This is a genomic window from Kitasatospora purpeofusca (genome assembly GCF_036010405.1).
In the GTDB taxonomy this organism is placed as follows: domain Bacteria; phylum Actinomycetota; class Actinomycetes; order Streptomycetales; family Streptomycetaceae; genus Kitasatospora; species Kitasatospora purpeofusca.
This window is the reverse complement of the sequence record NZ_CP108561.1, coordinates 4,969,465-4,983,080: the sequence shown is the minus strand read 5'-3', so window position 1 is coordinate 4,983,080 and position 13,616 is coordinate 4,969,465. Positions and strand designations below refer to the sequence as shown.

The window sequence follows — 13,616 nt, the reverse complement described above, 5'->3', positions numbered from 1 at the left end:
GAAGGCGCTTGCGCCAACGGGGATTCGGAGAACCGGTTGTGATGCGGAGGACCCACGCGGGGGGCGTGCGAAAGGGGCCGGTGGCTATTGCCAAAGAGGCCGCTGTCGCCGAGTGGGGAGCGTTGTTCGGGACGGTCCGGGAGCAGGTCGCGCGGAAGAAGTTCGCGGCCGTTCCACTGGCCACTGCGGCGACCTGTCTGATCCTGCTGTTCAGCATCGTCCAGCACCTTCCGGGTGGCGCGCAGTTCGTCACCCGGATCGGCGTGGTCAAGGCGGCGCTGCCGCTGGACGTCTCGCTGCTGCGCACGCCGCTGTCGCTGTACGTGCCGGCCCTGGACCTGCCGGTGTGGGGGGCGCTGGCGCAGGTCTTCGTGGTCTTCGGCATCGCCGAGATCGTGCTCGGCCGGCGGCTGACCCTGGTGGTCGCCTACACCTGCACCCTCGCCGGGACGCTGTTCGCCCGGGTCGGGGTGGCGATCGGCCCGGACCACCTCTTCGGGTTCCCGAAGTGGGTCGCGCACGTGCGGGACACCGGGCCCTCGGCCGCGGTGGTGGCGCTGGCGATCTGCATCGCGTTCCGCTGCCGGGCCTGGTTCACGGCCGGGCTGGTCGTGGCGACGATGGTCGGCGAGGCGATCGTGCTGCCGAACCTGGCCGGGATGGAGCACGTGGTCGCGGTGATAGCGGCGCTGCTGATCGCGGTCTCGGTGGAGGTGTTCGGGGACTTCTGGCCGCGGGTGCTGGCCGGGGTCGGCGCGGCGGCCGTGGTGGCGACGGCCACCGCCTCGCTGGAGGCGGCGGCCGCGGATGTCCGCCGCCGCACGTCGGCCGGCGCGGCCGTGCCGTAGCGGGGCCGACGGGGACGACGTACGAGCAGAACGCGCAGGAGCCCGCGGACCGGACGGTCCGCGGGCTCCTGTCGTTCACGGCTTCACGCTTCACGCTTCACGCTTTACGGCTACGCGGTGGGCGTGGTGCGCGCGGCGTTCAGAGCGGCAGTTCGAACCAGACGACCTTGCCGACTGCCTTGCGGGCGGTGCCCCAGCGCTCGGCGAGCTTGGTGACCAGGGTGAGGCCGCGGCCGGTCTCGCCGAGCTGTTCGGCGGGCTCCAGCGACGGCAGGTTGTGGTTGTCGTCGCTGACCTCGACCAGCAGCTTGTCCACCCGGATCAGCTGGAGCTGGACCCGGTCCCGGGCCACCCGGACGGCGTTCGTGACCAGCTCGCTGACCAGCAGCACCACGGTGTCGCCGATCGACTCCAGGTGCCAGGCGGCCAGCTGCTCGCGGACCAGGGCGCGGGCCCGGCCGACCTCGCGCTGGTCGACGGTGAGGTCCCAGGTGGCGACCTCGCTCGGCGCGACCCCGTCGAAGCGGGCCACCAGCAGCGCGACGTCGTCCTTGCGGTCGTCGGAGTGCAGCCGGTCCAGGACCACGTCGCAGGCCTCCTCCGGGCTCTGCCGGGGGTCGATCAGATTGCCGCAGAGCGCGGCCAGCCCCGCTCCTATGTCACCGCCCCGGACCTCGACCAGGCCGTCGGTGCAGAGCACCAGCATCGAGCCGTCCGTGACGTCGATGGTCTTGGCGACGAACGGCACCCCGCCGACGCCGATCGGGGCGCCGGCCGGGATCTCCAGCAGCTCCCCGGTGCCGTCCGGGTGGACCAGGACCGGTGGCACGTGGCCGGCGCTGGCCAGCTCGCAGGTCCGGTTGATCGGGTCGTAGACCGCGTACAGGCAGGTGGCGAGATGGTCGTCGCCGAGCTTGTGGGCCAGGTTGTCGAGATGGCGCAGCAGCTGGCCGGGCGGCAGGTCGAGTGCGGCCAGGGTCTGCATCGCGGTGCGGAAGCGGCCCATCGCGGCGGCCGAGTGGAGGCCGTGGCCCATGACGTCGCCGACCACCAGCGCGACCCGGCTGCCGGGCAGCTGGATCGCGTCGAACCAGTCGCCGCCGACCTCGGCCCGGGAGTCGCCGGGCAGGTAGCGGTGGGCGATCTGGACGCCGGGGATCTGCGGCGGGCGGGTCGGGATCATCGAGCGCTGGAGGGTGGTGGCGACCCGGGACTCGGCCCGGTGCAGCCGGGCGTTGTCGAGCGACAGCGCGGCCCTCGCGGCCAGCTCCTTGAGGGTCGCGGCGTCGCCCTCGTCGAACGGGTCCCGGTCGGGGAGCCGGAGCAGTTTGAGGATGCCGAGCACGGTGCCTCGGGCGGACAGCGGCACCACCAGCATCGAGCGGCCGGACACCACCGGGACGAGCTCGGGGCCGCCGAGCGCGGCGGCGTAGTCGACCGCGACGTCCCGGGTGACCACCGGGACCAGCACCGGCTGGTTCAGCTGGAGGGCCATGCCGGGCGGGGTGCGGCGGGGCATGGCGACCAGCGAGCCCTCGGCGAGCACGTGGTCCCACTGGCCGGCCGACTCGTTGCGGGCCAGGGCGACCCGGCGGAGCATCGTGTCGTCGTCGGGGCGGGCTGCGGGCAGCTCGGAGTCGGAGATCAGGCCGTCCACAAGGTCGACGCAGGCGAAGTCGGCGACCCGGGGGACGAGTACCCGGCACAGCTCGTGGGCGGTGAAGCCGAGGTCGAGGGTGGTGCCGACCTTGCCGCCGACCTCGTTGAGCAGGGCGAGCTGCTCGCCGGCGTGGCCGTTGGTCAGGAACGGGCCGAACCGGCCGGCCGACGGCCCGGGCGGGGCCGCGGCGGCGGGGCCGGGGACGGTGATCGGTGCGACGGGTGCGACGGGTGCGACGGGTGCGGCGGGTGCGGTCGGCGCCGTCGGTGCGGCCGGGTCGCCCGGGTGGAGCCGGTGCCCGTTGGCGGACGGTCCGACGGTGGTCTGCTCGATGGTGGTGCCTCCTCTCGGCGGGGCCGGGACGCCGCCGGTCGTGAGATCGACCCCGGGGCGGTCGGAGCGGGCGGTCCGGTCCGCGGCGGCCGGGGCGGCCGCGGCCTCGCGCTGGGCGGGCAGCGGAGCGGTCGGCGGAGCTGCGGCGGGACGGCGTCCGGGCGCGGACTGCTCGGGCGGGGCCGGCGGGCCGAGCCGGGCGGTGCGCTGCTGCGCGGTCGGGTAGCGGCGGCCGATCCCGGCCGCCGCGTGGGCGGTGCCGGCCGCCGGGTCGGCCGGGTGCAGCGGCAGCACGGTGCTCGGATCCAGCCGCAGGGCCGGCAGTCCGCCCCGGGCGAGCGCGGCCAGCAGCGGCCCGCGGCGCTCGGCGGCGCCGGGCAGTACGGCGGCGAGCGTTCCGGGCACCGGCCGGCCGGCGGCGCCCAGCGCGGCGGACAGCCGGTGGAAGCCGCCCAGGGCGCCCGCGGCGGCGGCGAACGGCAGCAGCCGCTCGCCGAGCGCCAGCCGGGGGCCGGCGGTGCGCAGCGGGCGGGCGTCGGCGGCCAGGGCCAGCAGCCGCCCGGCCGGTCCGGCCAGCGGGTAGGCCCACCAGAGCACGTCCCGCAGGTGCTCCTCGCGGTCGACCACGGGCAGCTGCCCCGCCCAGGCGGCGCCGTCCGAGGTCAGCTCGGCGAGAGTGGTGAAGGTGTCGCGGCGGCGGCCGGTGGTGCCCGGCCCGGCCTGGCCCGGCACGCTGCGCGGCTCGGCGGCGGGCAGCAGCCCGGCGGCCGGCCGGTCGTGGACGGCCTCGGCGCGGTGTCCGAACAGCTCCTCGGCGGCCCGGCTCCACTGGGCGATCCGCCCCTCGCGGTCGACCAGCACGACGGCGAGCCGGACCAGGGCGACCACCCCCGACGGCTGGTCGCCCGGTGCGGTGCCGGGCTCCGGAGCGGTGCCCGTCGGACGCGGTGTGGAGTTCGGGTCGTCCACCATGGATTCGGTCTGCTCCCGCCTGGCCGCCACGCCTGGAGACGGCCGGTTCTCCGGAGGAAGGCATGCTGTGCGGATACCAGCGAAGCACGGACCGGCCGGGACTCGATAGCGAAACGGGGAGATTCCTCGGTATCAGTTGCGTGTCACGCGCCGTGCGCCCTCCCGCACTCCCCGTCCGGCCCGCAGGCCGGGCCCGGTACGGACGGTAGGGTCGCAGCACGGGCCCGGCCGGCCCCGCACCGGACAGCAGGAGACGGAGGCCAGAGGTGACCGCGCAGATCCCCGTCCGCTGGACGGACCCGCAGCAGGGGGAGCTGGAGGAGCGGGTCGAGGCCGCCGAACTCGCCTGGCTGACCATGGACGTCGACGTGCGGACGCTGCGCGTCGAGATCGACAACTTCGCGCTGATCCACCACCAGCTGCTCGGTCCGCTCTACGCCCGGCTGGACGAGCTGGACGCGCTGCTGGCCGAGGCCGTGGCCACGCGCACCGGGCTCCCGGAGGACCTCCGGCGGGCCCACGAGGCCCGGCAGCGGGTCGAGGACATGCCGGACCTGGACGCGCTGTTCGACAGCGTCCAGGCACAGGAGGACGCCCCGCCGCCGCCCGCGCCGGTCCGGGTCCGTCCCGGCCGGGACGCCCAGCGGATCTACCGCGAGCTGGTGCGCCGGGCCCACCCCGACCTGTCCACCGACCCGGCCGAGCAGGAGCGCCGCGCGGCGTTCCTGGCCCGGGTCAACGAGGCCTACGCGTACGGCGACACCGGCGTCCTGGAGGCGCTGTCCGCCGAGTGGTCCACCGCGCCCGAGGCCGCGCCCGCGACCGACTCCCCCGACCGGCTGGGCTGGCTTCGCCGCCGGCTGGAGTGGCTGACCGGGCGGATCGGCGAGCTGGCCGCCGAGCAGGTCCGGCTGGAGCGCAGCGCGATGGGCGAGCTGCTGGCGCTGGCGCCGGAGGACCCGGACGGGCTGCTGGCCGAGCTGGCCGAGCAGTTGCTGGCCAGGGCCGCCGCGCAGCAGGCCGAGCTGGAAGGGCTGCTCGGCGGCCGTCCGGTGGGGGAGAATGACGGCGCCGATCCCGAAGCCCAGGAGAACCAGACGATGTTCGCGCAGATCCCCACCATCGACGCCGCCGCCGTGCCCGCCGACGCCGCCCTGCTGGACGTCCGGGAGCAGGACGAATGGGACGCCGGACACGTGGCGGGCGCGCTGCACATCCCGATCGGCGAGGTCGTCGCCCGGCTCGGCGAGCTGCCGGACGAGAAGCTGTACGTGCTCTGCCGGGTCGGCGGGCGCTCCGCGCAGGTCGTCCAGTACCTGGTCCAGAACGGCCGGGAGGCGGTCAACGTGGACGGCGGCATGTACGCCTGGGACGGCGCCGGCCGCCCGATGGTGGGCAGCGGCGGGCAGGACGCCTTCGTCCTGTAGGGCGTTTCTCGGGGGAACGAACGACGGGGGGAACCATGAGCGGGGAGAGCGGGACGCGGTCGGCCGGGGCCGAGGAGGTGCCGGCCGAGGTCGCCGCGGCGCTCGCGGCACTGCGGCGCTCGGTGCTGCTGGTGTCGGGGTCGGCGCTGGTGGTCGAGGTGGTCGGCCAGCTGCTGCTGGCGGCCGGCCACTCGGTGGCGGCCATCGCGGCCGCCGCGGTCGGCGGGCTGCTGCTGCTGATCGCCGTGCCGCTGCTGCGCCGGCGGCGGCGGGCGCTGCTCGCGGTGCAGGAGGCGGTGTCGGAGCCGGGGCAGGTGCCGGAGCGGACCGGCTGAGGCAGGGGGGATCCGTCCGCCCCGGGGAGTAGGGCAGGATGGGCGCGCGAACGGGCCGGCGCGGTGCCGGCCCCACCCGTCCCCGGGGGAGTTCATGGCCGAGAGTACGGACCCGCCGCCCGTCCGCCGGCCCTGGTCGACGCCCGCGCGGGTCGTCCTGGGCGTGGCGGGAGCCCTGCTGACCGGCGCCACCGGGCTCTTCCTCGCCGCGGTCTTCCTGCATGTGGCGCCCGCCAATTCGCTGTCCCGGGAGTACCGGGAGCAGGTGGACGGCCTGATCTATCCGGAGTTCGAGCAGAACTGGAAGCTGTTCGCGCCCAATCCGCTGCAGCAGAACATCGCCGTGGACGCCCGGGTGCGCACCGGGTCGCCGGACGGGGAGGCCCGGATCCACGAGTGGGTCGGGCTGACCGCGCGGGACATCGCCGCGATCCGGGGCAATCCGGCGCCCAGCCACGCGGACCAGAACCTGCTGCGGCGCGCGTGGGACTTCTACGACGGCTCGCACAGCGCCCAGGACGAGTCGGCGACCAATCCGCGCGGCACGCTCGCCGAGGAGTACCTGAAGCGGATCGCGGTGCAGCGGATCGGTCCGAGCGTGGACGGGCGGCCGGTGGTGGCGGTCGAGCTGCGGGTGACCAGTACGACGGTCGCGCCGCCGGCGTGGAGCGAGGAGGCGGCGCCCGCCGCGCCGAAGGTGCGGGAGCTGCCCTGGTGGCCGGTGAAGGCCGGGGACCTGCGGGGGCTGCGGTGAGCGCGGCGGGGCCCGGCGGGTCGGGCGAGGTGACCGGTGTGGCCGAGGCGGCTGCTCCGGCCGAGGTGGCCGACGCGACCGAGGCGGCTGATACGGCCGATCCGGCCGGGGACGCGGCCGGGGACGCGGCCGGGGCGGCGTTGGCGGCGGCCGTGGTGGCCGTGGTGGCCGGGATCCCCCGGCAGCCCGGCCCGGAGACGGCCGGCCCGCCCGCCGGCGCCCGCCGGTCCGGCCCGGCCGGGCTCGCCGGGCGGGCGCTCGCGGTGTTCACCGGGCGGGTGCTCGGGCGGTACCAGGCGGCGACGGTGCGGATCGGCTTCGGGCTGGTCTGGCTGGCCTACCTGCTGCGGGAGTGGCCCAACCGGCGGCTGCTGTACGGAGACACCTCGCCCTGGTCGACCGACCTGGCCCAGCGGCTGCTGGCCGACAACGGGGCGCTGACCGTGCTGCCCTGGTTCGGCGGGCGGCTCTGGTTCGAGCTGGTCTACCACCTGGCGGTGCTGGCCGCGCTGGCCGTCCTGCTCGGCTGGCGGACCAGGGCGAGCACGGTGCTGTTCCTGGTCACCGTGCTGTCGCTGCAGAACCGCAATGTCTTCCTCGGCGACGGCGGCGACAACATCGTCCACCTGATGGCGATCTACCTGGTCTTCACCCGGTGCGCCGAGGTGTGGTCGCTGGACGCCCGCCGGGGCGAGCACGGGCGGAGCGGGGTACCGCTCTGGACACTGCTCGGGGCGCTGCTGCTGGTCTGCCAACTGGGCGGCTTCGCCGGGACGAGCCTGGACTGGACGAGCCCGGCGTTCCCGTACGTCGGCTGGGCGCCGCTGTTCTGGGGGCTGTGGGCGGTGGCCGGGCTGTGGTGGCTGGCCGACCGGCTGGCGCCGGAGGGCGAGACCCGGGCGGTACTGGACGCGCTGGCGACCATGGTGCACAACTGCGCGATGCTGGTGATCGCCGTCGAGGTGGTGCTGATCTACGCCACCGCCGGCTGGTACAAGGTGCAGGGCTCGCGCTGGCAGGACGGCACCGCGCTCTACTACCCGCTGCACCTGGACTACTTCACGCCCTGGCCGGGGCTGTCCGGGCTGGTCGGCGGGGCGCTGCTGCCGGTGTTCCTGATCTCCTACGGGACGGTGCTGCTCCAGGTCGGCTTCCCGTTCACGCTGGTCGACCGGAGGGTCAAGAACGCGCTGCTGGTGGTGATGATGGCCGAGCACGTCGGGATCGCCGTACTGCTCGGGCTGCCGGTGTTCTCGCTGGCGATGATCGCGGCGGACGCGGTCTTCCTGCCGACGGCGGCGCTGTGCTGGGCCGGGGCGCGGGTCGCTCGGATCCGGCTGCGGAGGGCGCCACTAAGCTGACCGTTATGTCCTGGTTCACCGCACTTCGAGACACCGCGCGGACCGGACTGACGGTCGACCGGGCGCTCACCGACCCCAAACGGGCGGTGCGCGGGGCGGTCGCCGTCGCCCTGGTGCTCTTCCCGACCCTGGCCCTCGGCGGCGCCCGGCTCGCCACCTCCGCCGCGATGGGCGCCTTCATCGCCGGCACCGCGACCTTCCAGCGCAGCTTCCGGCCCCGCGCCACCCTCGCCGTCGCCGCCGGGACCGGACTCGGCATCAGCACCTTCCTCGGCTACCTGGCGGTCGGGATCCCCGGAGCCTTCCCGGTCCTGCTCGCCGTCTGGGCCTTCGGCGCCGGACTCACCTGGGCGATCGGACCGACCGCCGGGATCGTCGCCGCCAACACCCTCTCGGTGATGCTGATCGTCGTCCAGCTGCCCGTCAGCCCGCTCACCGCACTCGGCCACGGACTGGTCTGCGCGCTCGGCGGCGCCGTCCAGGCCCTGGTCATCACCGTCTGGCCGATCGGCAGCTGGACCGCCCAGCGCGAGGCGCTCGCCGACACCTACGCCGAACTGGCCGACTACGCCCGGCGGCTGCGCCAGGACCCGACCGCCCACGTCGACCCGGCCCCGTTCATGACGGCCCGGCACGCCGCCGCGCTCACCCCCTGGCAGGACCGCAACCGCCCGCCCGAGCTGCGCGGCCTGCGGGGCCTCGCCGAACGCATCCGGCCCACCCTGGCGGCCATCGCCGACCCCAAGGTCGGCGCCCCCGAGGAGGGCCCCGAACGCGACCGGGCCCGCGAGGTCCTGGCCGCCGCCGCCGAGGCGATGGACGCCCTGGCCCGGGCGATCCGCACCGGCGACCCGCTCCGGCTGCCGTCCTCCGCCCCGGCCCTCACCCTGGTCGCCCGGACCGAGGGCCCGGAACTGCGCGGCGCCGCCCGCCGCGCCGCCCGCCGACTGGCCGGGCTGCTCCGCGGCGCCGCCGACGCGCTCGACCGGGGCGCCGAGGACACCATCGACACCCCCGACGTCCGGCCCGGCGGGACGCTGCGCAAACCGCCGCTGATCCGGATGCTGCCGACGGCGCTTCGCGCGGTGCGGCGGCAGTTCCGGCCGCACTCGGCGGTCTTCCAGCACGCCGTCCGGCTGTCCGGAGTGGTCACCGCCGCCTATCTGCTGGCCCGGCTGGTCGGCTTCGAGCACGGCTACTGGGCGCCGATGACCGCCGCGATGGTGATGCGCCCGGACTTCGCCCAGACCTACAGCCGGGGCGTGGCCCGGCTGGCCGGGACCTCGGTCGGGGTCGCGGTCTCCACCCTGGTGGTGCAGCTGGCACAGCCCGGTGAGTGGGTGCTGGCGGCACTCGCCGTGCTCTCGATCGGCGGCGCCTATCTGGCCTTCCGCACCGGCTACGCCGTGGTCACCGCCTGCATCTCCTCCTACGCCGTCTTCCTGCTCGGGCTCCAGGAGGGGAACCCGCTGGTCACCGCCGTCGAACGGGTCGGCCTCACGCTGCTCGGCGGCTCGCTGGCCCTGCTCGTCTACGCGCTCTTCCCCACCTGGCAGACCGCCAGGCTCGGCGAGCGGCTGGCCGAGTGGCTGGCCGCCGCCGGGCGGTACACGGCCGAGGTGATCGCCGTCTACGAGCGGCCGGCCGCCCCGCGCGGACGGGAGGTGCGCGGGGCGCTGCTGGACTCCCGGGAGGCGCGCTCGGAACTGCTGCAGGCGATGCAGCGGGCCGACGCCGAACCCGGCCGGCACGCCTCCGGCCTGCCCGGGGTCAGCCGCCGCCAGCTCGACCGGGCCCGGGCGGCGGTCGGCCACCTCGGGCGGGTCGCCGTCCTGCTGGAGGCCCACCTGCCCGGGTCCGACGCCGAGCCGGTGCCGGGGGCGGCCGAGTTCGCCGAGGAACTGCGGCTGGCCACCGCGGTGGCGGCGGGTGCGCTGCTGACCGGGCGGCCGGTGGAGTTCGGCGCCGTCCGGGAGGCCCAGGAGCAGTTGGAACGGCGGTTGGCCGACGCGCCGCCCGGGGTGCAGCGGGACGTGGTGCGGGCCGGGACCAGGCTGCTGCTGCAGGCGTTGAAGGACCTGGAGCGGGCGCTGCGGGGCGGTGGCACGGCGGGTTCCGCCGAGCGGCGCGAGCCGGAGCCGACGGGGCGCTAGGCCCTCCGGCTCGCGTCGCTCGGCGGTCGGTCCTCGTGCCGGGCGGTGGTCGGTCCGGCTCGTGCCGGGCGGGCGTCAGGAGGCTGCCGCTGCCGCCTCCAGCCAGTTGGCGAACTCGCACGCGAAGTGCCACTGATGACCGGTCGACAGCTCGACCGGGGTCGCGGCCGGGAACTCGACGGTGAGCCGGATCCGCAGCCCCCGGGGGGAGTCGGCGAACTCGTGCATCACCCGCAGCACCTCGGAACCGTCCGCCAGGTGGCCGGTGCCGCCGATCCGCACCGGGTACTCCGGGGTCGCCGGGGTGGGGTGGAAGCGGAGGTGGAAGCGGAGCGGCCCGGCGCCGACCGTCTCGATGATCTCGACCGTCCCGCCGGTGGAGTCGGCCAGGTAGTGCTCGGGGTTGGCGGCCAGCAGGGCGTCCCGGTCGGGAGCCCGCAGCCGGCCGTGCCACCAGGGGAGGAAGGTCCCGGCGTCGATACCGGTGGCGGTCAGTTCGGTGACGGCCGCGCGCCACCGGCCGCCGGAGGCGTGCAGCCAGCCGGCCATCGCGGCGTCGGCCGCGGCGGTGTCGGGGGCCAGCAGGTCGCGGACCCGGTCGTCGCCGAGGCGCTGCTTGAGCAGCCGCAGGGCGGCCCGGGAGCGGTCCAGCTCCCAGGCGAGGACGGCCGGGCGGTCGTGCCCGGTGCCGTCGATGTCGGTGCGGACGGTCGGCGGTGAGGTGGTCGTCATGGCGTCGCTCCTCGGATCGGGTGCTCCGATAAGCGGAGAGAATTTCTCCGCCTTGTGGACGGTAGCATAGGAGGAGAAAATTCCTCCGGTTAAGGGCTGGCGATGAGAGCGGACGCGGAACGCAGTCGACGCAGGATCCTGGACGCCGCCTGCGAGGTCTTCCTGGAACGAGGCCCCGACGCCCCCCTCGACGCCGTGGTCCGCCGGGCCGGCGTCGGCCCCGGCACCCTCTACCGGCGCTTCCCCGACCGCGAGGCACTGGTCCGGGCCCTCGTCACCGACCTGCTCACCCGGCTCGCCGAAGCCGCCGTCCGCGCCCGGCAGGACGAACCGGACCCCGACCGCGCACTGCGCCGCTTCGTGCACGCCGCCGCCGACCTGCGGATGGGCGCGGCGATCGTCGTGCTGCTGGAACGACTCGTCGTCGACGAGGAACTCGCCGCCGCCCGGTCCGCCGCCGTCACGGCCGTCGGGGAACTGCTGCGGGCCGCCCAGGACGCCGGCCGGCTGCGCACCGACGTCGGCATGGGCGACCTCGTACTGCTCTGCGTCCGGGTCTCCCGCCCACTCCCGGGCGGACTGGCCGCACTCGACGCCGACGGCACGCTCGTCCACCGGCACCTCGACCTCGCACTGGCCGGACTGCGCCCCGGAGCCTGCGACGATCGGACCGACGGGCAGACCGGCGAACCGCTCACTTTCGACCAGGTGATCGCCGCCGCCGGCCGTCCGGGCGAGCCCGTGGTGGCAGAGTGAGCGGGATGAACGAGGAACTGCTGCGCGCCTGGCGGACCGGCGCCGAGGAGCCCGGCGCGGTCCTGCTGGACGGCTTCCACCCGCTGAAGCACGCACTGCGCTTCGGCGGCGCCGTCCGACAGGTGCTGACCGCCGACCGCGCCGCACTGCTGGCACTGGCCGCCGAACTGGCCCCGGACGTCGCCCCCGCACTGGACGCGCTCGCCGTCGAACTCCCGGAGGCCGCGCTGCGCACGCTCGCACCCCGGTTGAGCCCGACCGGGGTGGTCGCCCTGGCCGTGCGCCCCACCGCCGAGGCCAACCGCGCCGCGCTGGCCGTCCGGCCCCGGCCGGCACCCGTCGTACTGCTGGAGAACCCGCGCAACCTCGGCAATGTGGGCGCCGTGATCCGGCTGGCGGCCGGCTTCGGCGCGGCCGGCGTGGTCACCACCGGCGAACTGGACCCCTGGCACCCCGCCGTGCTCCGCGGCAGCGCGGGCCTGCACTTCGCCACCGCCGTCGAACGGCTGACCCTGCCGGAGCTGCCGGCCGGTCCGCTCCACGTGCTGGACCCCGAGGGCACCGACATCCGGGAGACGGCCTTCCCGGACGACGCGGTGCTCGCCTTCGGCACCGAGCGGCACGGCGTCTCGGCGGAGCTCCGGGCGCGGGCCGACCGGCTGGTCGCGGTGCCGATGCGGCCCGGGGTCTCCAGCTTCAACCTGGCGACCAGCGTGGCGATGGGACTGTTCCACTGGATGTCCGGGCGCCCGCCGGGCGGGGCGGTCTGACCCGGTCGAGGGGTAGGGCGACGTGTCGGCAAGGCCGGGCGGGTCAGGAGAACAGCAGCCGCCAGGTGTCCGGCCCGGGGTAGCCGTCGGCCTCGGCGCCGCTCCAGCCCGCGGCCTCTTGGAACGCCCGCACACCGCTCCGGTCGGCATCCGTCCAGCGCGGACCCGGGCCCTCCGTGTAGGCGTCGCCGAACCCCTTGCGGACCAGCTGACCGCCGAGCAGCTCGACCTGGGCACCTACCGCGCCCGGGCCGAAGGCACCCGGGCCGGGAAAGGCCGGCGAGCTGCCGCCGGAAGACGGGGAAGCGGACGGCGGTGACGGCGGGGGCGGGGGCAACGGGGCGGCGGGGGCGATGTCCCGGCCCTTGCCGTTCACCAGGTAGTCCCAGGTGTCCTTGCCCGGGACACCGTCCGCCTCACCGCCGCGCCAACCCTGCGCGAGCTGGAACGCCTCGGTGGCCCGCCGGTCCGACTCGCTCCAGCGCGGCCCCGGCCCCTCGGTGTAGAACCGGCCGCCGCCGCGCCGCACCAGCATCTCGCCCAGCCTGGTGACGAAGGCGTTGTCGGCGCCCGGACCGAACTTGTCCGCCCCCGGGAAGGCCGTGGCCGCCGCGCCGTCACTGCTGCCCCCGCCGGTGGTGAGCGCCTTGTAGCGGTACGGGAGGTAGGTGGCCGAGTTCGACCAGTACGCGTACGGGGTCACACGCTTCGTGGCACCCGGCGAGGTCTGCTCGTACGCCACGTAACGCGTGCGGGCCGAATCCGTCCAACCGCCGAAGACCGTCACGTGCGAGCCGCTCCGGGGACTCGCCGGGTCGTTGTGGATCAGGACGTCACCGGGCTGGAGCTCGGCCTTGGTGATCCGCTCGGCGAAGTCCGGCAGCGTCCACGTGGTCTGGCTGCTGCCCAGCCCCCAGGCCATCGAGACGAAGCCGGAGCAGTCCTGGCGGTACCCGTCCGACCAGTAACGGCTCATGCTGTACGGGACCTTCTGGTCCACCCAGCGCTGCGCCCGTTCGATGATCGAGGCCCGGGTGACGGGTTGCGCGGCGGCCGCCCGTTCTTCGGTGCCGGTCTCGCCGTAGAGGCCGCCGACCTCGCCCTGCGGGGTGTCGACGCGGGGGACGGCCGGGCCGCCGGGGGTCGGGGCCGGGGCGGGCGCCGCGGTGGCGGCCCCGACCGCGCCGCCGCCGAGGGCGGTGCCGACGGCGGCCATCAGGACGGCGGCCCGGCGGCGGACGCTGCGGGCCGCCGCGTGGCCGCCCTCGTGCACCGGTGCGGCGTGCAGCCGGGCCCGGCGGCGGGCGGCGCAGCCCCCGCATATGCAGTCGTCGGCCGGTTCGACCTCGTCGAACCGCAGCGAGTCGGACCACTGCGAGTCGGACCGTGGGTCGGACTGCGGCAAGTCGGACCGGGGCAACGGGGCCGGTCGGCCGGTTCTGGTCATGCTCCGCCTCTTTCTCCTGGTGGGGGAGGGTGTCCGGCGGGCCGCTGACGGCGCGACAGCACGTTCCT

The 13,616-nt window shown here is 75.7% G+C and carries 11 protein-coding genes; 8 read left to right on the top strand and 3 right to left on the bottom strand.

Annotation, left to right across the window (positions count from 1 at the left end; all coding sequences use genetic code 11):
* The first annotated feature begins 80 nt into the window (after positions 1-80).
* Positions 81-848 (top strand): hypothetical protein, encoded by a 768-nt coding sequence (locus tag OG715_RS22110; protein ID WP_266270594.1) that lies wholly within the window; start codon positions 81-83, stop codon positions 846-848.
* A gap of 139 nt (positions 849-987) precedes the next feature.
* Here the strand turns inward: OG715_RS22110 and OG715_RS22105 are convergent, their stop codons facing one another.
* Positions 988-3,813, bottom strand: coding sequence for an ATP-binding SpoIIE family protein phosphatase (locus OG715_RS22105; RefSeq protein ID WP_266270592.1), 2,826 nt, complete (start codon positions 3,811-3,813; stop codon positions 988-990).
* Positions 3,814-4,079: 266 nt separating this feature from the next.
* Here OG715_RS22105 and OG715_RS22100 point away from each other — a divergent pair, with 266 nt between their 5' ends.
* The 5 genes from OG715_RS22100 (at position 4,080) to OG715_RS22080 (ending at position 9,843) form a co-directional block, all read left to right on the top strand.
* Positions 4,080-5,240 (top strand): rhodanese-like domain-containing protein, encoded by a 1,161-nt coding sequence (locus OG715_RS22100; RefSeq protein WP_266270591.1) that lies wholly within the window; start codon positions 4,080-4,082, stop codon positions 5,238-5,240.
* Positions 5,241-5,275: 35 nt separating this feature from the next.
* Positions 5,276-5,575, top strand: coding sequence for a hypothetical protein (locus OG715_RS22095; protein WP_266270590.1), 300 nt, complete (start codon positions 5,276-5,278; stop codon positions 5,573-5,575).
* Between the two features lie 94 nt (positions 5,576-5,669).
* Entirely contained in the window at positions 5,670-6,329 is a 660-nt protein-coding gene (locus OG715_RS22090) for a DUF5819 family protein (RefSeq protein WP_266270588.1), read from the top strand.
* Between the two features lie 38 nt (positions 6,330-6,367).
* Positions 6,368-7,690, top strand: a complete 1,323-nt coding sequence (locus tag OG715_RS22085; protein WP_266270587.1) for an HTTM domain-containing protein — start codon at positions 6,368-6,370, stop codon at positions 7,688-7,690.
* Between the two features lie 5 nt (positions 7,691-7,695).
* Positions 7,696-9,843, top strand: a complete 2,148-nt coding sequence (locus tag OG715_RS22080; protein WP_266270585.1) for an FUSC family protein — start codon at positions 7,696-7,698, stop codon at positions 9,841-9,843.
* Between the two features lie 75 nt (positions 9,844-9,918).
* Here the strand turns inward: OG715_RS22080 and OG715_RS22075 are convergent, their stop codons facing one another.
* Complete coding sequence (locus OG715_RS22075) at positions 9,919-10,575, bottom strand: hypothetical protein (protein WP_266270584.1); 657 nt, start codon at positions 10,573-10,575, stop codon at positions 9,919-9,921.
* Between the two features lie 102 nt (positions 10,576-10,677).
* Here OG715_RS22075 and OG715_RS22070 point away from each other — a divergent pair, with 102 nt between their 5' ends.
* Both OG715_RS22070 and OG715_RS22065 read left to right on the top strand, forming a co-directional pair.
* A complete protein-coding gene (locus OG715_RS22070; RefSeq protein WP_266270583.1) occupies positions 10,678-11,331 on the top strand; it encodes a TetR/AcrR family transcriptional regulator in 654 nt (217 codons plus the stop codon).
* Positions 11,332-11,336: 5 nt separating this feature from the next.
* Complete coding sequence (locus OG715_RS22065) at positions 11,337-12,101, top strand: TrmH family RNA methyltransferase (protein WP_266270582.1); 765 nt, start codon at positions 11,337-11,339, stop codon at positions 12,099-12,101.
* A gap of 43 nt (positions 12,102-12,144) precedes the next feature.
* Here OG715_RS22065 and OG715_RS22060 read toward each other — a convergent pair whose 3' ends face one another.
* On the bottom strand, positions 12,145-13,548 hold the full coding sequence (locus tag OG715_RS22060; RefSeq protein ID WP_266270581.1) for a peptidoglycan-binding protein: 1,404 nt from the start codon (positions 13,546-13,548) through the stop codon (positions 12,145-12,147).
* Between the last annotated feature and the right edge of the window lie 68 nt (positions 13,549-13,616).

Coding starts and splice junctions, on each gene's coding strand:
- OG715_RS22070 (WP_266270583.1), top strand. CDS start 10,678: ATGAGAGCGGACGCGGAACGCAGTCGACGCAGGATCCTGGACGCCGCC.
- OG715_RS22075 (WP_266270584.1), bottom strand. CDS start 10,575: ATGACGACCACCTCACCGCCGACCGTCCGCACCGACATCGACGGCACC.
- OG715_RS22090 (WP_266270588.1), top strand. CDS start 5,670: ATGGCCGAGAGTACGGACCCGCCGCCCGTCCGCCGGCCCTGGTCGACG.
- OG715_RS22105 (WP_266270592.1), bottom strand. CDS start 3,813: ATGGTGGACGACCCGAACTCCACACCGCGTCCGACGGGCACCGCTCCG.
- OG715_RS22095 (WP_266270590.1), top strand. CDS start 5,276: ATGAGCGGGGAGAGCGGGACGCGGTCGGCCGGGGCCGAGGAGGTGCCG.
- OG715_RS22060 (WP_266270581.1), bottom strand. CDS start 13,548: ATGACCAGAACCGGCCGACCGGCCCCGTTGCCCCGGTCCGACTTGCCG.
- OG715_RS22080 (WP_266270585.1), top strand. CDS start 7,696: ATGTCCTGGTTCACCGCACTTCGAGACACCGCGCGGACCGGACTGACG.
- OG715_RS22065 (WP_266270582.1), top strand. CDS start 11,337: ATGAACGAGGAACTGCTGCGCGCCTGGCGGACCGGCGCCGAGGAGCCC.